This window comes from Streptomyces sp. NRRL F-5630 (assembly GCF_000719475.1).
Lineage (GTDB): Bacteria > Actinomycetota > Actinomycetes > Streptomycetales > Streptomycetaceae > Streptomyces.
The window spans coordinates 64,039-84,863 of sequence record NZ_JOGO01000024.1 but is presented as its reverse complement, the minus strand read 5'-3'; the positions used below and the strand labels follow the sequence as shown (position 1 = coordinate 84,863).

Genomic DNA, 20,825 nt, shown 5'->3' with positions numbered 1-20,825 from the left:
CCCCAATCCCCCCGATGCGGGACAATTCACAGGGAGGGCACGCGAGCCACTCCCCTTCCCCCGCCCCCGCGCACCGCACACCCCCTCCGCAGAACATCCACGAAGTGTGACGTAGACCCCTCTTGCGCCCGCGCCGTCTCTCGCGCCAGAGTGATGTATGCGCTTACAGACAGCGCATACATTCCCGCCGCTCGCACCGGCGAGGAACCCGCTCAAGGAGGAGCACGTCATGAACCGCCCCGCGAGACTCCGCGCCCGGAAGACCGTGCGGAACACCACGGTCGCCGCTGCCTCGATCGCCGCCATGGTCGTCATCGCCGCCTGCGGCGGCTCCGGCGGCGGTGGCGTCTCCGCCGACGAGAAGCAGACGCTCACGGTCTGGGGCATGGGCGCCGAGGGCGAGAAGCTCGCCGACATCGCCAAGACGTACGAGAAGTCGCACCCGAACCTCACCATCAAGGTGACCCCGGTCGGCTGGGACGTCGCGCACCAGAAGCTCGTCTCCGCCGCCGCGGCGGGCAAGCTCCCCGACATCGCGCAGATGGGCGGGAGCTACATGGGCGAGTTCTCCGAGCTGGGCGTGCTGGAGCCGGTCGACACGAAGACCTTCCAGGAGAAGGACTTCTTCCCCTCGTCCTGGAAGCAGGGCGTCGTGGACGACACCGCCTACGGCGTGCCGTGGTACGTCGACACGCGCGTCGTCTACTACCGCACGGACCTCGCCGAGAAGGCCGGGATCACCGAGGCGCCGAAGACGTGGAAGGACATGAAGGCCCTCGCCACCGCGTACCAGAAGCAGGCCGGTACACGGTGGGGCCTGTCGATCCAGCCCTCGGGCACCGACGCGGTGCAGAGCTTCTACCCCTTCCTGTACTCGGCGGGCGGCCAGATCGTCAGCGACGACGGCAAGAAGGCCGTTGTCAACAGCCCCGAGGCGGTCCGCGCGCTCACGGAGTACGGCACGTACTTCAGCAAGGGCCTCGCGAAGAAGAGCGTCACCCCCGGGTACGACGTGCTCAAGGACTTCGACAGCGGCTCCGTGCCGATGTTCTTCTCCGGCCCCTGGCAGATCAGCTCGATCAACCAGACGCACCCGGGCCTCAAGGGGAAGTGGGGCATCACCACGGTGCCGCGCGACGAGTCGGCGACCTCCATGGCGGGCGGCTCCTCGCTCGTGATCTCCAAGGACAGCGACCACAAGGCCGCCGCCACGGACTTCGTGAAGTACCTGACGAGCGCCAAGGGCCAGACGGAGTTCTACAAGGCGAGCGGCGACCTCCCGGCCCGCACCTCCGCCTGGGACAGCGGCGAACTCGCGACCGACAAGAACCTCCAGGTCTTCCGCACGCAGGTCGAGAACTCGAAGACCTCGCCCGCGCTCGCGAAGTGGTCGGAGATCTCCTCGAAGGTCGACGACGCGATCGAGCAGGTGACCCAGGGCAAGGCGAGCGCCAAGTCGGCCCTGGACAAGGCCCAGTCCGAGATCGAAAGCCTCCTGGGGTAAGCGGTCATGAGCAGCACGGCAGACACGGCCGCTCCGGCGGTCACGCAGGGCCCGCCCGCCCCCGCCTCGCGCCGGGGCCGGGGGTCCGGGCCCGGCCGCCGGGGCGGTTCGGTGCGCAGGCACCACCTGGCGGGCTGGCTCTTCTCCGCCCCGTTCCTCGTCCTCTTCGCCGTCTTCATGGCGCTGCCGATCGTCGCGACGCTCCTCATGAGCTTCACCGACTTCGGCCTCGCCAACGTGACCCGCCCCTTCGACGCGAAGTTCGTCGGCCTCGACAACTACGTCAACCTCTTCCAGGACGACAAGTTCCTGAAGTCCCTCTTCAACACCGGGTACTTCGTCGTCGTCGGAGTGCCGGTCACGATCGGCGCGGGACTCCTCGTCGCGGTCCTGCTCAACAACGGCGTCGACCGCGCGCGGACCTTCTTCCGGGTCGGCTTCTACGCACCCGTCGTGACCACGATCGTCGCGGTCGCCGTCGTGTGGCGCTTCGTGCTCGACCCGGGCGACGGGCTCGTGGCCGGGCTCTTCGACGCGGTCGGGCTCACCTCGCCCGACTTCCTCGGCGACGAGCGCCTCGCGATGCCGTCCATGATCGCGATGGCCGTGTGGCGCAACCTCGGCAACGTCATGGTCCTGCTCATCGCGGGCCTCCAGGCGATCCCGCAGGAGGTGCGCGAGGCCGCGAAGCTCGACGGCGCGGGCGCCTTCCAGGAGCTGCGGAGGATCACGGTCCCGCTCCTCCGCCCGACGCTGCTCTACTCGACCGTCATCACCACGATCGGCTTCCTCAACGTCTTCGAGGAACCCTTCGTGATGACGCAGGGCGGCCCCAACAACAGCACCCTCACCGTGTCGCTGGACATGTACAAGGAAGGCTTCAACTTCTTCCACATGGGCTACGCGAGCGCGATGGCGTACGTCCTCTTCGTAGTGATCATGGCCATCACGGTGCTCCAGCTCCGACTGCTGAAGGACAACACGAAGTGAGCGCCACGACACCGGCCCCGCGCCGTACCCCGGGCGAGCGGCCCGGCGACCCCGGGACGGACTCCACGAAGGCCCCGGGGCACGATCCCGGCCACGACGCCGGCCAGGACCCCGGACGCCCCCGGCGGGCACCGAAGCGCGCCCCGGGCGAGCGGCTCCGCAAGCCCCTCACGTACGTCGCCCTGTCGGCCGGTCTGCTCGTCATGGCCGCGCCCTTCCTCTGGATGGCGCTCTCGGCCTTCAAGACCGACGAGGAGCTGGGCGGTTCCACGACCGTCTGGATTCCCTCGGAGTGGACGCTCGACCAGTTCCGCGCGCTGCTCGACAAGCTCGACCTGCCGCTGTACTTCATGAACTCCGTGATCGTCGCCGTGCTCGTGACGGTCTGCAACCTGGTCTTCTGCTCGATGCTGGGCTACGCGCTCGCGAAGCTCGACTTCTTCGGCCGCGACAAGGTCTTCGCGCTCGTGCTCGCCGCCCTCATGGTGCCGGGCAACCTGATGCTGCTGCCGATGTACGTGCTGATGAACAAGCTGGGCCTGCTCGACAGCTACGCGGGTCTGGTGCTGCCCTTCGCGGCCGGTGCCTTCGGCGTCTTCCTCATGCGGCAGTTCGCGCAGTCGATCCCGGACGAGCTGCTCGAAGCGGCGCGGATGGACGGCGCGAGCGAGTGGTACATCTTCTGGCGGATCGTGATGCCGCTGGTCAAGCCCGCCCTCGCGACGCTCGGCATCCTGACCTTCCTCGGCTCGTGGAACAACTTCGTGTGGCCGCTGATCGCGACCAACGACCCGGACAAGTACACGCTGCCCGTGGCGCTCGCGACCTTCGCGAACGACCCCAACAGGGCCGCCGGCTCGAACGGTGTCCTGATGGCGGGCTCGCTCCTCGTGGTGCTGCCGGTCCTGCTCGTGTTCCTCGTGCTCCAGCGGCACTTCAAGCCGGATCTCGCGACGGCCGGGCTCAAGTAGCCACGCCCCTCGCGCGATCCCCGGTACGGGTCCCGGGCACCACCCGCCCCGCGCGCCCGGCCCGTACCGCCTCTTCTCCCTCTCCCCCAGCAAAGGTTCCGTTCGCCATGCCCGAAACGCCTGCCACGCCGACGCGTTCCCCCGCGCAGGACGCCCCCACCGCCGCACCGGACGCCCCCACCCCCGCGCCGGAGAAGTCCGTCGCCGCGCCGCAGAAGTCCGCCGCCCGTTCCGACTGGGAGCAGCGCATCGGCAAGCCCAGCGACACCCGGCTCACCGGCACGGCGACGGTCGCGGCCCCGGCCGGGCTGAGCGCCGAGGACGGCACCGGGCTCGTACGGCTCGACTGGGAGCCCGTCGAGGGCGCGCTCGGCTACCTCGTCCACCGCGCCGACTCCCCCGACGGCCCCTTCACGCCGCTCGACCACCTGGGCGGCGACGTCCTCGCCGTCCCGCACCCGCCGTACGCCGACACCCTCGTGGAGCCGGGCCGCGCCTACTGCTACAAGGTCGCGAGCTGGACCGACGACGGCGCGGGCCCGCTGAGCGCGCGGACCGTGACCGGCCGCCCGAAGGACCGGGAGCGGACGCCCGCCGCCGTCGAGGTCGCGGTCGACGCCGCCGCCCCCACGAGCCCGCTGCCCCGCGTGTGGAACAGGATCATCGGCGCCGAGCACCTCTCGCTCCTGCTCCGGGACAAGCCGGGCCCCGGCGGCTCCGACACGGCCGCCGAGTACCACGAGGCGCTCGGCAGGGTACGGGACGAACTCGGTGTCCGCGCGGTCCGCGCCCACGGCACCTTCCTCCCCGAGACGGTCACGGTGCGCCCCGACGGCACCTTCGACTTCTCCGGGCTCGACGAGGTCTACGACCGCTTCCTCGCCACCGGGCTCAAGCCCGTCGTCGAGCTCTCCTTCATGCCGAAGGAACTCGCGCGGGACCCGGAGTACACGGTCTTCGACTACAAGGCGCTCGTCTCGACGCCCACGTCCTGGGAGCGCTGGGGCGAGCTGTGCCACGCCCTCGTCGTCCACCTCCAGGAGCGCTACGGCCGCGACGAGGTCGCCGGCTGGGAGTTCGAGGTGTGGAACGAGGCGAACCTCGAAGTCTTCTGGAACGGCACGCAGGACGACTACCACCTGCTGTACGCGTACGCGGCACGGGCTGTGAAGGCCGCCGACCCGCGCATCCGCGTCGGCGGGCCCTCCTCGGCGGCGGCCGGCTGGGTCGGCGCGTTCCTGGAGTACTGCCGCGCCGAGGACCTGCCCGTCGACTTCGTCTCGACACATACGTACGGGAACGCGCCGCTCGATCTCCGGCCGCTGACCCGCGCCTACGCCGAGGCGACCGGGCGGCCCGAGCCGGAGATCCTGTGGACCGAGTGGGGCGTCACGCCGACCCACTTCCACCCGGTGAGCGACTCCGTCTTCTCCGCGCCGTTCGTGCTGCGCGGCATGAAGTCGGCGCTCGCCTCGACCGACGCGCTCGCCTACTGGGTCGCGACGGACCAGTTCGAGGAACTGGGCTGGCCGCCGAAGCTCTTCCACGGCGGCTTCGGGCTGCTCACCGTCGGCAACCTGCGCAAGCCGCGCTTCTGGGCGCTGTGGCTGCTCGACCGGCTCGCCGGCGACCGCGCCCCCGTGACCGTGAGCGGCGACGGGGCGGACGCGACGGTCGAGGCGCTCGCGACCCGCGCCGAGGACGGCTCGGCCGTGGACGTGCTCGTGTGGAACGGCACGCTCGACCAGTCGAAGATCCCCGGCGCCGCCGCGCTCGACCGGACGGTCACCGTACGGGTGACGGGACTTGAGCCGGGAGCGCGGTACACGGTGAGCGCGTACCGGGTGGACGAGGCGCACGGCAACATCAAGGCCGTGTGGGAGGAACTGGGCGGCGGCGACTGGCCGGACGCGCCGCAGTGGGCGAAGCTGCGCGAAGCCGACCGGCTGCCCGCCGAACCGCTCGCCCCCGTCCTGGCGGACGCGGCGGGCACGGTGCGCGTGGAGGCCGAGCTGCCCATGCCGGGCATCCGCCTCCTGGGCCTGCGGCGCGCCTGAACCGGCCGGTCCCCCGCCTCCGGGGGCCGCGCACCGCACCTGGCGGTGGCGCGCGGCCCCCGGCTCATGCCCGGCCCCGGCTCATGCCCGGCCCCGGCGCGTGCGCGGTTCCCGGCGCGCGCGGCCCCGCCTCATGTCCGCTCCCGCCTCGCCTCCGCGGCTACCCCAGACGGTTGACCGGGGCGCCCCAACTGTCGCGGTACTCCCGCCAGTCGGTCTCCGTGGCGGCGAAGTCCACGTAGAGGGCGAGCCCGAAGCGGGTCCGTTCGCGGTCGGTGCGCGCGAGGCCGAGGCGGGCGCCGCGCACGGCGGCGCGGACGGTCTCGGCGGCGGCCCGGTGGCCGGGCTTGTCCTCGTGGTAGAAGGGCATCCCCATGAGCAGGTCGGTCGCGGGCGGGGTGGCGTCGAGGGCGAGTGCGGTCTGCTGGGCGACGTAGCCGCCGTACAGGCTCTCCAGCGGCATCGCCGTGTCGTACGACATGACGGCGATCTGGTCGACGCGGCGGGCGACCTGCCCGAAGTAGGACTGGCTCCAGTACTTCTCGTGTCCGCCGACCGCGCCGAAGAGGGTGTGCAGGCTCGGGAGCGGGTCGATCTGGTGTGCCGCGACGGAGAGCGGGGCGTGCCGCGCGGCCGTGAGGGTGTGGAGGCGGGAGAGGAGGGCGAGGAAGTCGCGGTCGCCGGAGTGCAGGGGCTCGAAGTCGACGTGCAGGCCTTGGAAACCGGCGTCGAGCACCTGCCGCGCGGACGTGAGGATGGCGCCGCGCGTCGAGGGGTCCGCCATGCCGAGCCCTTCGGGGGACTCGGTGTCGAGCACGTCGCCGAGCCAGGCCGACACGCGGAGGCCGGGAAGGCGCTCGTGGAGTCCCGCGACGAGCCAGAACGCCTTCGGGTAGCGCTTTGCCGGGAGCGTGCCGTCGTGCTCCAGGGGGCCCGCGTGGACGTACAACTCGCGGACGCCGGTGTAGCGGAGCTGTTCGACGAGCCGGTCGAGGTCGCCCGTGTCCTTGCGCCCGTCGACCCACGCGTGCCCGAGCCACAGCGCGTCACGCCCCCGCGTCCGCGTCCCGTCGCCGGGCTCCCCCGCGTACGAGAAGCGCAGCCAGGTTCCCGCCGCGAGCACGGGCACCAGGACGAGCAGCACCACGCACAGGGCCGTCCGCCGCAGCACTCGCGCCGCACGGGGCCCGCGCGCGCGGGCTCGCGGCGGTGTCCCCGGCGCGTCCGTCCCGTCCGGGTGCCGCTCCACGGTCTCCGCCCGCATCCGCCCGCCTCCTGGCCCCGAGCCCGGAGCCACCCCCCGGCACGTCGCACAGAGTAACCGACACGCCGGGGAGGGAAGGATCTTGACGCCGGGTCAGAACAGGCTCAGCAGCGCCTCCGCCGCGTCCACGCCGCTCGACTCCCCGTCCGGCAGGCCCAGCTCGAACCACACGGTCTTGCCGTGCGGCGTCCGGCGCGAGCCCCAGGAGGCGGCGAGGAGCCCGACGAGCTGGAGCCCGCGTCCTCCCTCGTCCGTGTCCTTGGCCCGTCGCCGCCTCGGCTGCACGAGTCCCTCGTCCCACACCTCGCACACGAGGGACCGGTCGAGGAGCAGCCGCAGCCGGATCTCCCCGTCCCCGTACCGCAGGGCGTTCGTCACCAGCTCGCTGACGAGCAGCTCCGTGGTGTCGGCGAGTGCTTCGAGGTCCCACCCGGCGAGTTGCTCCCGTGTGTACTCGCGGGCCTTGCCGACCGACTGCGGGTCGCGCGGCAGCGTCCAGTCGCCCACGTTCTCCTCGGGCAGCCCCTGCACGCGCGCCATGAGGAGGGCGATGTCGTCCTCGCCATGGTGCGTGTCCAGGCGCCGCAGGACCTGGTCGCAGATGTCCTCCAGCGAACGCCCGGGATCGGTGAGGGCGTTGCGGAAGGCGAGCAAACCCTCGTCGAGCGGCTGGTGCCTGGACTCGACGAGCCCGTCCGTGTAGAGCGCGAGGAGCGCGCCCTCGGGGAGTTCGACGGTGACCTCCTCGAAGGGCTCGCCGCCCACGCCGAGCGGCATGCCCGGAGGCACGTCGAGGAGGAGCGCGGGCCGGTGGGCGCCACTCGGCTCCAGGAGGACGGGCGGCAGGTGGCCCGCGTTGGCGAAGGTGCAGCGGCGGGTCACGGAGTCGTACACGGCGTACACGCACGTCGCGAGGTAGACCTCCGCGAGGTCGGTGTCCTGGTCCTGGCGGGCCGCCCGCGTCGTCTGCTGCGGCGAGCCGAGGCCCTGCGCGATCTCGTCCAGGTGCGAGAGCACCTCCGCCGGTTCGAGGTCGAGCAGGGCGAGGGTGCGGACGGCGGTACGCAGTTCACCCATCGCCGCCGCCGCGCGCAGCCCGCGCCCCATGACGTCCCCGACGACGAGTGCCGTGCGGTGACCGGGGAGTTCGATGACGTCGAACCAGTCGCCGCCCACCTCGGTCGCCTCGTTGCCGGGGAGGTAGCGGCAGGCGATGTCCAGCCCGGCCGCCTCCGGCTCGCCGGGCGGCAGCAGGCTGCGTTGCAGGAGCAGGGCGCGTTCGTGCTCGCGCCGGTACAGGCGCGCGTTGTCGATGAAGACCGCGGCCCGCGTGGCCAGTTCGGTGGCCACGGAGCGGTCCCGCTCGCCGAAGGGCTCGCTGCCCTTCGTGCGGGCGAACTGCGCGAGCCCGACGACCTTGTCGTGCGCGACCATCGGCACGGCGAGCGTGGACTGCACGAGGTCGCCGTCCGTGCCGGGCAGCAGTTCGGACCGCGCGGTGCGCAGGACGCGGGCGCGCGGGGAATCGGACGGGTAGCGGTGCACGGCGCCGACATCGACGGAGCCCGCTCCCGCCCCGTGCCGCCGCGCCTCCTCGGGCCCCGGCCCGTACCCGTACCACGGCCTGCCGCGCTCGCGCCGGCCCTCGCCGGGCGCGCTGGGCCGTCCGACCGTGAACGGCCCGGCGGGCGAGGCGCTCCACTCCCGCATCCGTTCCTCGGGACTCACCTCGGCGGGCGACTCGCGCAGTGTCGCGGCGGATGACTCGGTACGGGGCGGTGGCGGCGTGGACACCGGCGGCACGGGACGCGCCGGGCCGCCCGTGCCGGGGGTGGGCCCACCCGTGCCGGGGGCCGCGCCGCCGCCCTGGGGCTGGCGCAGGAACGGCAGCACGTCGGAGACCGCGCTCGCGAAGGCGACCCGCCGCAGCTCGGCGCTGCCGTCCGCCATCCCGGGCGCCTGCTCGTCGCCGAGGAGGAGCGCCTGGTAGAGGTCGACCGAGGCGAGGTCGCAGAAGCCGGGGACCGCGACATCGAGGAGTTCGCGTGCGGTGGTCTCCAGGTCCAGGGAGTTGCCGATGCGCGAGCCGGCCTCGTTGAGCAGGGCGAGGTTGCGGCGGGCGCTCGCGGCCTCGCGCGCGGCGGCCTGGCGCCGGGTCACGTCGGTCGCGAGCGCGGCGACGCCGAGCGGGCGCCCCGTGCCGCTGTGCACGCGGTAGAGGTCGAGCGACCAGTGCCTGGGCTGACTCTCGCCCGGGGGCGTACCTGTGAGGCTGAGGTCGTTGAGCGCCCCGCCCTTCTCCAGGACGTGCCGCAGCGCGGCCTCCAGGCGGTCGCGCTGCGCCGGTACGAGGTAGTCCCCCGCGCCGAGCCCCTGGTGCTTCGCGGCGGGGCGGCCGAAGACGGAGGCGAACCGTTCGTTCACCCTCCGTATCCGCAGATCGGTTCCGAAGAGGACGAACCCGAAGGGAGATTGGCCGAAAATCGCCTGCGAGGCGGCGAGGTCCGTCTCGACGCCGTGCAGGGTGCGCACGTCCACAGCGATGCAGACGGCCGCCGGATCGCCGTCCTCGGTACGGGTGGGCATGACGTAGATCTCCGCGACGCCCTCCCGCGCGGGGAGGCAGCCCGAAGCGGAACCCGCGCCGCCGGAACCGCTTTCCGCGCCGCCGGGACCCTTGTCCGCGGCGATGGGATCGGGCCCCTCACCCAGCGTGGTTCCACGCGCCGCCGGGTCCTGCCGGGCGGGCAGGCGGAAGGGGACGATCCCCGTCCACTCGCGGCCGTCGAGGATCTCGGCGAGCTTGCGATGTCCCTGGCCGCGCAGCCTGGGCGGCACGAAGGCCTCCACGGGATCGCGGCCCACGACGTCCTCGGCGCACACGCCGAAGAGCCGTTCGGCCCGCTCGCTCCACTGGTCGACGGTGCCGTCCGGCCCTATCGAGAAGGCGGCGACCTTGATGTAGTCGTAGATGGAGCCCGGCGGGCTGCTCTGCCACACGATCTCGTCCGGGGTACGGCGGGGGCCCGCCGCCCTCGCAGGTATCTCGCTCACGCGTACCGTCCCCTCCAGCCCACCGCGACCGGGGGGCGCTCCGGGCGGCGGCTTCCCGCAGTATCCAGCACCACGGCGCGACACCCAACGGCCTTCACGATCACTGGCCGATCCCGACGCTTTCCGGCCCCCGCCACGCACACGCCCGCGCACGCGAAAGCAGCCGCGCACACCCACGTGCACGCGGCCCTCGCTTCTGCCCTGGGCTCTGACCTGGAGATCGACACTTCCTCTCTCCTAACCAGCCGCCCCCTGCTCTAATCCGCCTCGTACACGCGTGCTGCGTGCCCGCGTCGCACACCCCTCCCGGCGCGCGCGGCGGAAGGCGGGACAGCGGGCGCGCGGGCGGCGTGATTCGCGCGGGTCGCACCGGAGCGCGAACAGGCGCGCGGGACGTCAAGGAGGAGGCGTGCGGGAGCACAGGGGCGCACGCGGAGCCTCCGTACCGCTGTTTCCGCGCCGTACGGAAGCGACGAATGCGCGGAATGCGTACGGGGGTTCGGACGGGGGGTTCAGACGAGGCGTGGCGAGGGGACCGCGGGTGGGTCAGGCGACCGGGATGGGAAGCTCGCACCACACGGTCTTGCCCGTGCGCGCGGGGTCCACGTTCGTCCCCCAGTTCCGCGACTGTCTGCTGAGGAGCCGGATGCCGCGCCCGTGTTCCTCGTCGGGGCGGGGTCTGCGTTCCCGTGGGCCCCGCGTGACGGGGTCGGAGACCTCCACGAAGAGGCTGTCCCTGCGGCGCGAGAGGCGCAGGCCGATGGGGCCGTGGGCGTAGCGGAGGGAGTTGGTGACGAGTTCGCTGACGACGAGAATCGTCACGTCGGTCATGGCGGCGAGGCCCCAGTCGGTGAGGCGCTCGCGGGTCAGGTCCCTGGCCCTGCGCGCCACCCCGGGCTCAGCCGGAAAGGTCCACTCGGCGCACACGCCCTCGGTGTCGATCAAAACGATCACTTCCCCAGAAAGACCGTAGAAGACCCTTGGCGGAGAATCCCTTGCGCCATCCATAGCCCCAAGCGGCGCGTTTCAGACGGCATCACGCGTACTTCCCGGCGGGTTGGCACGAATGGCGCAGCACGGGGAGCCCGCCCGGTGGACGGGGAGGAAGGTGGGCAGGAGGGCGCGGCGCGGAGGACCGGCGGGGGTGTCTGCGGCACCCCGCGCGAGGGGGCGGTCGTCAGCCGAGCAGTCCCCGCCTGGCGAGTTCGTCGAAGAGGAGGCGGTCGACGGGCGGCACCTCGGAGCGGTCGGCGAGCGTGAACCAGGCGATCTCCTCGATCTCGCTGCTCGGCGCGATGTCCCCGCTGTGCTCGGCGGTCCAGCAGCTCATCCGCACCCGCGTCCCCGGCGACTCCGGCACCTCGGCCTCGTACGTCCCGAGGTGGCGGGCGCTCGCGGCGTCGAGCCGTACGGTCAGCTCCTCTTCCGCCTCCCGGAGGAGGACGTCGACATCGCTCTCGCCGGGCTCGCGCTTGCCGCCCGGCACGTAGAAGACGTCCTTGCCGCGCGGCCGGGCGCACAGCACGCGCCCGTCCTCGACCCGCACCCAGGCCACCGTGTCGATCAGCACCGCTCGCGCTCCTCCTCGCCGGTCCGCGCCCCGTTCGGCGCGGTCCGTCCGGCGGACGACTCTAGAGGGTCCGGGCCCCGGCGCGGGGGCCAGGACGTGCCCGCGAAGTCCGGTGCGGGGTCCGCCGATGCGGGGTCGCCGGTGCGGCGAGGGCGGGCCGGGCACCGTGGGGGCGGTGCGTGACGTCGCGTACGGCGCGGGACTTGGCGTGCGGGGCGTGACTTCCCTTGGGGGCAGGACTTCCCGGACCCGCCCTACCCGAGCGGGTCCTCGTCCAGACCGGCGACGGCGCCCTCGGGGCGAGGGCGGTCGTCGGCGTGCTCGACGACGTAGAGCGCGCGGGGCGCGGGGACACGGGTGTTGAGGGCCTCGGCGCGGCGCTCGGCCTCGGCCCGGGTGGCGTAGCTGGCGACGCGGTAGCTGTCCTCGTCGCCGTTGTCACGCCGTATCAACTGCCAGGGCAGCGAGGCGACGGGATCGGCCGTGCCGGCCCTGCGGACCTGGCGCCCCACCCTGGCGACGCCCCCCGTGGAAACTCCGTTTCGCATATGCCCGACCCTACCCCTCGCCGTTACACACCGCATGGGACTTGGCACGATACGAGGGGACGAACCGGCCACACAGGACCGCGAAACCGGGGGTCGCACGGGGGCGCACACGCCCAACGCGCCCCTCGACGAGGCCACTTGCCCCCAGGCGCGGAGCCAGAGGGCGCGTCCGCGCGGTGCCGTGCGATGCCCGGGGGAGCAGTGCGTGCCACGGCGTCGCACGGCGGACGGGACGCGCCGGACGGGTATCGCCGGAGAGGCGGAGGCGTAGCGCCGGAGAGGCAGCGCCGGACAGCCCTCAGCGGACCGGCAGGTGGTACGCGAGGCGGTAGCGGTCGGCCGGGACAATCAGGTCGGCGGTCTCCACGGCGCGCTGGGAGGCGTAGTACGTACGGGAGATGACGAGGACGACGTGTCCGGGAACCCCGCCGAGCAGGGCCAGTTCCTCGGCGAGCCCGGGGCGCGCGCCGACCTCCTCGACCACGTTGTCGACGACGGTCTCGATCGCCGCCATGCGCTCGACCACACCGCAGCCGCCGAGCGGTCCCTCCTCCGGCAGCATGACGGGGGTCCGGCCCGTGAGGGAGAGCGGCTCCCAGGAGGTGGAGAGCATCATCGGCCGACCGGACTCGCGGAAGACGTAGCGGGTGCGCATGACGCGCTCGCCCACCTCGACGCCGAGCCGTTCGGCGACCTCGTCGGGCGCGGGTTCCTGCGCGCTGCTCGCGTCCCAGGACCCCCGCACCCCCTCGGCGGCCTGCTCCTGCCGGAAGGGGGTCGAGGCCCCGGCCGGAGCGCGGAAGCCCGAGCGCGCGATCCGCCGCGGTTCGAGGCGCTCGCGCACATAGGTACCCGAGCCCGATCGCCCCTCCACGAGCCCCTCGGCCATCAGCACCTTGCGCGCCTCCAGGGCCACGGTGTCCGAGACCCCGTACTCCTTGCGGATGCGCGCCTGCGAGGGCAGCCGGGTGTGCGGCGGGAGCGAACCGTCGACGATCTTCTGCCGGAGATCACCCGCGACACGCAGATACGCCGGCTGCTCACCGAAAGTCACAAGCCACTCCGATCAGGTTGACAGACGGCCACAGCGTGACAACCGAAAGTTGTCGCCCGCAAGCGGAGGCCAAAGTTTCACCCGATGTGATGAAGAGGCTTTGCGCAGGAACTTCCTGTCCGCTAAAAGCTCCCGGAAAACCCGCCCCCGGGAAGTTGCCCCTCACGCAGCGTGGGCCTCGTCCGCGCCGAGAAGGCGTCCGCGCGGTCCGCAGCGGACGCGTCCTAGGCTCGCTCCCATGCCCCCCGACACACCGCCCCTCACCGGTCTGCCCGACCGCCTCTGCCCCCGCGACGGCACCCGTGTCCCGCTCGCGGACCCGGCCTGGTGCTGCCCCGCCTGCGCGGGCCCGCTGGACCTCGACTTCCACCCCCGGCCCGCGCCTCCCGCCGGGCCGGCGGCCTCGCTGTGGCGGTACGCGGACATCCTGCCGCCCGCGGCACCCGGCATCTCGCTCGGCGAGGGCGGCAGCCCACTGGTGCCGCTCACCGAACGGGTCTCGGCGAAGCTGGACTTCCTCATGCCGACGCTCTCGTTCAAGGACCGGGGCGCGGTCCTCCTCGTGGGCCTGGCCAAGCGCCTGGGCGTGCGCGAGGTGCTTGCGGACAGCAGCGGCAACGCCGGGACGTCGGTGGCGGCCTACTGCGCCCGCGCGGGTCTGCGGTGCACGGTGTACGTACCGGAGTCGACGTCCCCGAAGAAGACGGAACAGATCGCCGCGCACGGCGCCCGCGTCGTCCGCGTCCCCGGCGACCGCGAGGCGACGGCCCGCGCGGCCCGCACCGCCGCGGACGAGCCCGGTGTCTTCTACGCGAGCCACGTCTTCCACCCCTACTTCACGCAGGGCACGAAGACGTACACGCACGAGCTGTGGGAACAGCTGGGCGGCAGGCTCCCCGAGGCGCTCGTGGTCCCGGTCGGCAACGGCACCCTGCTGCTCGGCGCCCACCTGGCGATCGAGGAGTTGTACGGAGCGGGCCTGATCCCGCGGCGCCCGGCCCTGCACGCGGTCCAGGCCGAGGCGGTCTCGCCGCTGGCGCGGGCCTGGCGCGAGGGCCTGGACGACCTCTACGAGGAGGACACCCCGGCCGCCCCGAGCCTCGCGGAGGGCATCGCCATCCCCCGCCCGCCCCGCGCCCGGCAGATCCTGGCGGCGGTGCGCGCGACGGGAGGCGCCTTCCACACGGTCCCGGAATCCGCCATCGGCCCGGCCCAGGCGGACCTGGCGCGGCGCGGCCTGTACGTGGAGGCGACGGGCGTGGCGTGCTGGGCGGCGGTCCGGGAGGGCGCGGTGGGAGACGCGGAGGCGGTGGTCCCGCTGTGCGGGGCGGGCCTGAAGACGGGGACGGCGGCCCCCGCGCCCGCCCCCCGGGCGGAGGCCCCCGGCACGTGAGGAACGGGGGCCGGGGCGGGGACCCCGCGAGGCCCCGCCCCGGCCTCCGCTCAGACCGCCTGCCGGTACCCCGCGAGGAACCGCCCGATCCGCCCGATCGCCGACTCCAGGTCATCCGCGTACGGCAACGTCAGAATCCGGAAGTGGTCGGGCCGGGCCCAGTTGAACCCCGTCCCCTGCACCACCTGGATCTTCTCCCGCAGCAGAAGATCGAGCACGAACCGCTCGTCGTCCACGATCGGGTGCACCGCGGGATCGATGCGCGGGAACGCGTACAGCGCCCCCTTCGGCTTCACACAGCTCACCCCCGGGATCTCGTTGAGCTTCTCCCAGGCCCGGTCCCGCTGCTCCCGCAACCGCCCGCCGGGCGCAGTGAGTTCCCTGATGGACTGCCGCCCGCCGAGTGCCGCCTGAATCGCGTACTGCGCGGGCGCGTTCGCGCAGAGCCGCATCGAGGCGAGCATCTGGAGCCCCTCCAGGTAGTCCCGCGCGTGCTGCCGGGGCCCGCTCACGACGAGCCACCCGGACCGGAACCCGGCCACGCGGTACGTCTTGGAGAGCCCGCTGAAGGTGAGGACGACGACGTCGGGGCCCAAGGCCGCGGCGCTGTGGTGCACTTCGTCGTCGTACAGGATCTGGTCGTAGATCTCGTCGGCGAGGACCATCAGCCCGTGCCGCCGCGCGAGGTCGAGCACGCCCTCGACGATCTCCTTCGGATACACCGCCCCCGTCGGGTTGTTGGGGTTGATGAGGACGATCGCCTTCGTGCGGTCCGTGATCCGGGACTCCATGTCGGCGAGGTCGGGGTTCCACTCGGCCGACTCGTCGCACACGTAGTGCACCGCCTTGCCGCCCGAGAGCGTGACGACGGCGGTCCACAGCGGGAAGTCCGGTGCGGGCACCAGGACTTCGTCGCCGTCCTCGACGAGCGCCTGCACGGCCATCGTGATGAGTTCGGAGACGCCGTTGCCGAGCCACACGTCGTCGACGGTCACGCCCTCGACGCCGAGCGCCTGGTACCGCTGGGCGACGGCGCGGCGCGCGGAGAGGACGCCGCGCGAGTCGGTGTAGCCGTGGGCCTGCGGGAGCATCCGGATCATGTCCTGGACGATCTCCTCCGGCGCCTCGAAGCCGAAGAGCGCGGGGTTCCCCGTGTTGAGCCGCAGCACACTGTGGCCCGCCTCCTCCAGCGCGTTCGCCTGCTCGATCACCGGGCCCCGGATCTCGTAGCAGACCCCGTTCAGCTTGTTCGACTGCCGGAACTCCATCGATGCCTCCACGGAAACTGTGATGCTTGGTTTTACCAAGCGGGCACTTGGAAAGTCCAACCCTGTGTCTAGACTGCGCCTCATGCCACGTCAGACGCAGACCCGACAGACGCAGACCAGGCAGTCGCCACCCCGGCCCTCGCAGCCCCGCCGCCGGAGCTACGACCAGTACTGCGCGGTCTCGCGCGCCCTCGACTCGGTCGGCGACCGCTGGAGCCTGCTGGTGGTACGGGAGTTGCTCGCCGGTCCGCGCCGCTACACCGATCTGCTCGCCGACCTCCCCGGCGTGAGCACCGACATGCTCGCGACCCGGCTGCGCGACATGGAGCGCGACGGGCTCGCGACCCGCCGCAGACTCCCGGCCCCCTCGTCCGCCTCGGTCTACGAGCTGACCGCCCGGGGCCGTGAGCTGCTGCCCGTGCTCACCGCGCTCGCGGCCTGGGGCGCCCCCGACCTCACGAGCCGCCGCCCCACCGACGCGGTCCGCGCCCACTGGCTCGCGCTCCCCCTCCTCACCCCGCTCGCCGCCGCGCTCCCGGCGCCCGCCGTCATCGAGGTCGAACTCCCGGAGGGCCTCTTCCACCTCCGCCCGCACACCCCCGACACCCACCCGCCCTACGCCGAGGGCCCCGCCGAGGCCCCCGACGCGCGCCTGCACATGAGCGCCGACACGTGCCGCGCCCTGGGCGAGGGCACGCTGACGCTGCCGGAGGCGGTCAAGGAGGGGCTCGTACGGGTCACGGGAGAGAGCGGCACGGCACGCGGGCTCGCCGCCCCGGCGGCGTAGACGTACCCGGGCCGGGGCCGGCGCGCTGCGAGAGGGCGCCGCGGGCGCTGTGCGAGGGCTCGCGGACCCGCCCCTAGAGGAGAACCCCGTCCCCCCGGCGTTCCCCCGCCGCGCCCGCCCGCGCGTTCACCCCCACGACCCGCACCGTTCCCCCGAACGGCCCTCCCCGCGCCCGCCCGCCGTGCCGCCCGCGACCGGCGGCGATATCAGTGGACCGCACGCCCCGAACCCTCCGCGCTCCCTCCTTCCGGTGTGGACACCGGGCCGGGAGGGGCGCTCTCCGGACAGGAGCGAACGTGACCACTGGAGCCTTCGGCGAGACCGGAACCGGACCGGCGAACGGGACGGAAGCCACCACGCTGCCGTCCGCCGACCTCGCGGCACTCGACCGGCGCCTCAGCCGCCTGGAGGCGGAGCACGCCCGTCCCCCGGGCGCGCTCACGCTCGACGAGTTCCTCCGGCCGCTCCGCGAGGCGCGCGCGGCCTGGGACGTACGGCGTTCGGTGGGGCGGCCGGAGCAGAAGACCGTGAAGGTCGTACGGCCCTCGGGGATCACGCTCCCCGAGGACTCGCCGCTGCGCCGCGTGCCGCCACGCAAGCCGGAGGACCAGCAGGCGGACTACCTGGAGAAGTTCGACAGCCGGACGCTCTTCTACGACGCGTTCCGGCTGGGCGAGGACGTGTGGCTCTCGGGACCGCCGCTCAACAACCTCAGGGAGCCGCTGGAGAAGGCCGACTGGCGGGTGGACGGCACGGACGTCGGCGCCTGCGTCTCACTCTCCGACTGGGGCAGGACCCAGCGTTCGCGGATCAAGGACGCGGGCCCGGGGCGGCGGCTGACCCTCGGTCTCGGCGACGAGCGCTTCAGCGCGGAGATCGCGCCCGACGAGTCGGCGCTCTTCGCGGGGCAGCGGACGATCATCACGAAGTCCAAGGACAACGACCTCGTCTGGATCCAGGACTTCCTGCGCTACTACCACCTCGTGCACGGGGTGACCGGAATCGTCTTCTACGACAACAACTCGACGCGCTACACCCCGCAGGACGTGGCCGACGCGATCGCGGAGGTGGAGGGGATCACGACGGCCGTCGTCGTGGACTGGCGCTATCCCTGGGGCCCGAACTGCGGCCCGAACGAGGTCTGGGACTCCGACTACTGCCAGTACGGGCTCCTGGAGCACGGACGCTTCCGCTACCTCTCCCGGGCGGCCGGGGTCGTCAGCGTGGACATCGACGAACTCGTGCTGTGCGACGACGCGCGCTCGGTCTTCGACCACGCGGAGGAGTCGGAGGCGGGGGCCGTGATGTTCGACGGCCGCTGGATCGCCAAGGCGACGGCGGAGCCCATGGACCCCGCGCGCCAGCGTCGCTTCGTCGACTACCGGCACCGCGCGAAGGGCACGACCACCGTCAAGTGGGCGGTCCTGCCCGGCGTCGTCGACTGGCGTTCCACGCAGTGGCGCGTGCACAGCGTCGCGGGCTCGAACGCGGAGAAGAACGACCTGATCCACCACCGCCACTACCAGGGCGTGAACAACGGCTGGAAGTACGACCGGGCCGAACAACTCGTCACCCCCGGCACCCACACCTTCGACGTCCGCATGAGCCACGTCCTGGACATCGTCTTCGGCCCCTCGGAGGACTTCGGTCCCACGGAGGGACTCGCGCGGACCACGGCCGGCCCCTCCGGCGAGGACCGCGCCCGGTAGGCACAGGGGGCCCGCGAGGTCCACGGGCGCCCCGCCGCGCCTGGGACGGCCGGGCGGTGCCCACGCGGCGGGGCCTCACCGTGCGGGCGCCAACCCCCTTGCGACACCAGGGCGTTCACTGCTCCGGTGAGCGGTCGGTCAGGCAGTACTCGATGCCCGCCGTGTCCCGCATCACGTGCCACTCCGCGCCCTCCCGTACGTACGTGGCGCCCGCGAGTTCGTGGCGGGCGCGTGCCGCCTCGCGGTCGGCGGTGGCGAAGTCGATGTGCGCGCCGGGCTCGCGGTCCGCGTCGAGGCGCTGGGCGAGGATGCGGAAGGGGAAGGCGCGGGCCGTGCGCAGGCGCTGGTACTCGGGCTGGTTCGTCGGTTCGGCCTCCCAGCCCGTCATGCGGGTCCAGAAGGCGACCTCGTCCTCGTACGCGGAGGGGCCGATGTCCAGCGTGATCTGGTCGAGGCGTGCGCCGCCGAAGCTCGGCGGGGGGACGTTGAGCCCGTCGTCGTGGACGACGCGGAAGGCGAGTCCGGCCGGGCTGCGGAGTGCGACGAGGCCCGGTTCCTCGTGTTCCGTGAGCGCGCCGAGGCCGGCCGCGTGGCGCGCGAAGCCCTCGACGTCCGCGACGCCGAGGTCCAGGTGCGTGCCGCCCCTGCCCTCGCGCAGCGAGCGGTGCTTGAGGACGGGGTCGTAGGGCTCGGGCGGCAGGAAGGTGACGAACTCGCCGTCCTCGCCGCTCGCCTCGGAGATCTCCGTACCGGTCACGGCGGCCCAGAAGGCGCGGTCGCGGTCGGCGCCCGCGCGGGGGCGGTCGACGAAGGCGTACCCCCAGTGGACGGGGCTGCTGCTGCTCATGCGGTCGGCTCCTCGGTCGGGTGCTCGGACTTCGGCGGCGTCGTGCGGTAGGGCCATCATGCGGGCCGCCTCGGCGCGGAGGCGGTCATCGCCGCGCGGGTCACGCGAAAGGCGCGCCGGGGCAGGCCGTCGAGGGCGTGTCCGCGAAGTCCGCTCCCGTGGCGGGCGTCACCGAGGCGCTGACGGACGCGCGCGCTCCTGGTCCCGCCCCTGGACGCCGGCCCTCTCGCGCGGTCCGCCGCCCCCTCCGCAGGGACGGCGGACTCCTACGGCCGAGGTCCGCTTCCGGCCGGAAGCGGACCTCGGCCGGGCTCTCAGACGTACTGGTTGCCCTCGGCGCGCAGCCGGCGGCGCAGGATCTTGCCGTTCCCGTTCCGGGGCAGCGCGTCCAGCCACACGACGTCGTTCGGGACCTTGTACCAGGACAGCCGGGCGCGGGCGAGGTCGATCAGCTCGGCCGCCAGGGCGTCGGTGTCCGCGCTCCCGCCGGGCCCGTTCCCGGGCGCGGCCACCACGTAGGCGCGCAGGCTGGTGTCGCCCGCCGGGCGCCGCACGGCGCTCACCGCCGCTTCGAGCACCCCCGGGTGGCCCTCCAGCAGACGCTCGATCTCCCCCGGCACGACGTTCTGCCCGCCGATCACCTCGACGTCGTCGAGCCGGCCGTGGACGTGCAGGACGGCGTCCTCGTCGAGCGAGGCCAGGTCCCCGGTCGGCCACCACACGTCGGTCACCTGGTCCGGGCCGTCGCTGCCCCGGACGACGCCGCGCGTGGCGAAGGGCACGCGTATGTGCAGCTCTCCCCGCTCGCCCACGGGCACCGACTCCCCGTCGGCGCCCAGGACGCGCACCGGCCTGCCCTCGGCGGCCGGACCGACCGCCGAGGGCGAGTCGTACGCGGCGGGACGGCCGACGGCTATGCCGCCTATCTCCGTCGCGCCGTACCCGTTGACCAGCCGCTCCCCGAGGACGGGGACCAGTTTTTCGCGCATCCGCGCCGAGAGCACCTCACCGGCGCTCGTCACATGCCGGAGGCGGCGGAACACCTCGGCGTGGCCGGGCTCCAGCAGCAGGCGCGCCAGGAAGCTCGGCTGCGCGAACAGGTTCGTGACCTGGTGGCGGCGCATCAGCTCGATCGCCGCCGCCGGGGTCGCGCGCGGGCGGGAGAGCACAGCGGTCTGCCCGGTCCCCAGCGTGGTGAACAGCGACGCGCTCAGCCCCCCGTAGAAGTACATGCGCGAGACCGACAGGGCGACCGTGCCGGGCCCGGCGGTCTCCCGCGGGCCGATCCGGTCCTCGAAGTTGCGGTGGAGGAAGAAGCACAGTTTGGGCGGGCCCGTGGTGCCGGAGGTGAACAGGGCGAGCGCGGGGTCGTCCCCGCCGCCTTCGAACCGGGTCTCGGGCTCCGACGCGAGCAGCGGTCCGGCTTCCGTGGTCGGGGCGGGGGCCGAGGCGTTGAGCCATCCGACGGTCTCCGGGTCGACCACGATCAGCGCCGGTTCGGCCGTGGCGATGTCGCGGGTCAGGTCCTCCTTGCCCATCTGGACGTTCACCGGGACCGCGACGAGTCCGGCCTGCCAGGCCCCGAGCAGGCACCAGACCATTTCCATGCTGTCGGTCAGGGCGAGCAGGACCCGGTCCCCCGGCTGTAATCCCGCGGCCCGGTACCCGCCCGCGGCCCGCGCCGCGCCGGCGAAGACCTGGCTGAACGTCCAGGTTTCCTCGCCTGTCAGGAACGCCGCTCGGTCGCTCCACCCCGCCTCTCGTACGTGCTCGGCCAGACGTTGTGTCAGATTCTCGGTCATACCTTCA

General features: G+C 73.0%; 16 protein-coding genes. 7 read left to right on the top strand and 9 right to left on the bottom strand.

Annotated features, from left to right (window positions below; all coding sequences use genetic code 11):
* Window positions 1–229: 229 nt before the first annotated feature.
* From IF99_RS0114250 to IF99_RS0114235, 4 genes are all read left to right on the top strand, one after another.
* Window positions 230–1,504: a sugar ABC transporter substrate-binding protein gene (locus IF99_RS0114250; RefSeq protein WP_030996830.1), complete on the top strand. Its 1,275-nt coding sequence runs from the start codon at window positions 230–232 to the stop codon at window positions 1,502–1,504.
* Window positions 1,505–1,510: 6 nt separating this feature from the next.
* Entirely contained in the window at window positions 1,511–2,494 is a 984-nt protein-coding gene (locus IF99_RS0114245; RefSeq protein ID WP_030996829.1) for a carbohydrate ABC transporter permease, read from the top strand.
* Window positions 2,491–3,465, top strand: coding sequence for a carbohydrate ABC transporter permease (locus tag IF99_RS0114240; RefSeq protein WP_030996828.1), 975 nt, complete (start codon window positions 2,491–2,493; stop codon window positions 3,463–3,465). The genes IF99_RS0114245 and IF99_RS0114240 overlap by 4 nt, the downstream gene beginning before the upstream one ends.
* Window positions 3,466–3,572: 107 nt before the next feature.
* Entirely contained in the window at window positions 3,573–5,522 is a 1,950-nt protein-coding gene (locus IF99_RS0114235; RefSeq protein ID WP_030996827.1) for a GH39 family glycosyl hydrolase, read from the top strand.
* A 160-nt stretch (window positions 5,523–5,682) separates the two neighbouring features.
* Here IF99_RS0114235 and IF99_RS0114230 read toward each other — a convergent pair whose 3' ends face one another.
* The 6 genes from IF99_RS0114230 to IF99_RS0114205 all read right to left on the bottom strand — a co-directional run bounded on the left by IF99_RS0114230 (window position 5,683) and on the right by IF99_RS0114205 (window position 13,012).
* Window positions 5,683–6,786 carry a membrane protein gene (locus IF99_RS0114230; RefSeq protein WP_030996826.1) on the bottom strand — a complete coding sequence of 368 codons (1,104 nt, stop codon included), beginning with the start codon at window positions 6,784–6,786 and terminating at the stop codon, window positions 5,683–5,685.
* 93 nt (window positions 6,787–6,879) lie between these two features.
* On the bottom strand, window positions 6,880–9,840 hold the full coding sequence (locus IF99_RS0114225; protein ID WP_107048964.1) for a SpoIIE family protein phosphatase: 2,961 nt from the start codon (window positions 9,838–9,840) through the stop codon (window positions 6,880–6,882).
* A gap of 546 nt (window positions 9,841–10,386) precedes the next feature.
* Window positions 10,387–10,794, bottom strand: coding sequence for an ATP-binding protein (locus tag IF99_RS0114220; protein WP_030996824.1), 408 nt, complete (start codon window positions 10,792–10,794; stop codon window positions 10,387–10,389).
* 223 nt (window positions 10,795–11,017) lie between these two features.
* A complete protein-coding gene (locus IF99_RS0114215; protein WP_030996823.1) occupies window positions 11,018–11,410 on the bottom strand; it encodes an NUDIX hydrolase in 393 nt (130 codons plus the stop codon).
* 254 nt (window positions 11,411–11,664) lie between these two features.
* Window positions 11,665–11,958: a hypothetical protein gene (locus IF99_RS0114210; protein WP_234340694.1), complete on the bottom strand. Its 294-nt coding sequence runs from the start codon at window positions 11,956–11,958 to the stop codon at window positions 11,665–11,667.
* A gap of 298 nt (window positions 11,959–12,256) precedes the next feature.
* Window positions 12,257–13,012 (bottom strand): GntR family transcriptional regulator, encoded by a 756-nt coding sequence (locus IF99_RS0114205; protein WP_030996821.1) that lies wholly within the window; start codon window positions 13,010–13,012, stop codon window positions 12,257–12,259.
* A 238-nt stretch (window positions 13,013–13,250) separates the two neighbouring features.
* On the opposite strand from IF99_RS0114205, the gene IF99_RS0114200 reads away from it, so the two are divergent.
* A complete protein-coding gene (locus IF99_RS0114200; RefSeq protein ID WP_030996820.1) occupies window positions 13,251–14,405 on the top strand; it encodes a threonine synthase in 1,155 nt (384 codons plus the stop codon).
* A 50-nt stretch (window positions 14,406–14,455) separates the two neighbouring features.
* Here IF99_RS0114200 and IF99_RS0114195 read toward each other — a convergent pair whose 3' ends face one another.
* Entirely contained in the window at window positions 14,456–15,673 is a 1,218-nt protein-coding gene (locus IF99_RS0114195; RefSeq protein WP_030996819.1) for a pyridoxal phosphate-dependent aminotransferase, read from the bottom strand.
* Window positions 15,674–15,755: 82 nt separating this feature from the next.
* On the opposite strand from IF99_RS0114195, the gene IF99_RS0114190 reads away from it, so the two are divergent.
* The gene (locus IF99_RS0114190) at window positions 15,756–16,460 is read left to right on the top strand and encodes a winged helix-turn-helix transcriptional regulator (protein WP_030996818.1); all 705 of its coding nucleotides are present in this window, start codon (window positions 15,756–15,758) and stop codon (window positions 16,458–16,460) included.
* Between the two features lie 296 nt (window positions 16,461–16,756).
* Window positions 16,757–18,169 carry a capsule biosynthesis protein CapZ gene (locus IF99_RS0114185; protein ID WP_030996817.1) on the top strand — a complete coding sequence of 471 codons (1,413 nt, stop codon included), beginning with the start codon at window positions 16,757–16,759 and terminating at the stop codon, window positions 18,167–18,169.
* A gap of 115 nt (window positions 18,170–18,284) precedes the next feature.
* Here the strand turns inward: IF99_RS0114185 and IF99_RS0114180 are convergent, their stop codons facing one another.
* Together IF99_RS0114180 and IF99_RS0114175 are read right to left on the bottom strand one after the other, a co-directional pair.
* Window positions 18,285–19,016: a VOC family protein gene (locus tag IF99_RS0114180; protein ID WP_030996816.1), complete on the bottom strand. Its 732-nt coding sequence runs from the start codon at window positions 19,014–19,016 to the stop codon at window positions 18,285–18,287.
* Between the two features lie 314 nt (window positions 19,017–19,330).
* Window positions 19,331–20,818, bottom strand: a complete 1,488-nt coding sequence (locus IF99_RS0114175; protein WP_037826906.1) for a class I adenylate-forming enzyme family protein — start codon at window positions 20,816–20,818, stop codon at window positions 19,331–19,333.
* Window positions 20,819–20,825 lie beyond the last annotated feature (7 nt).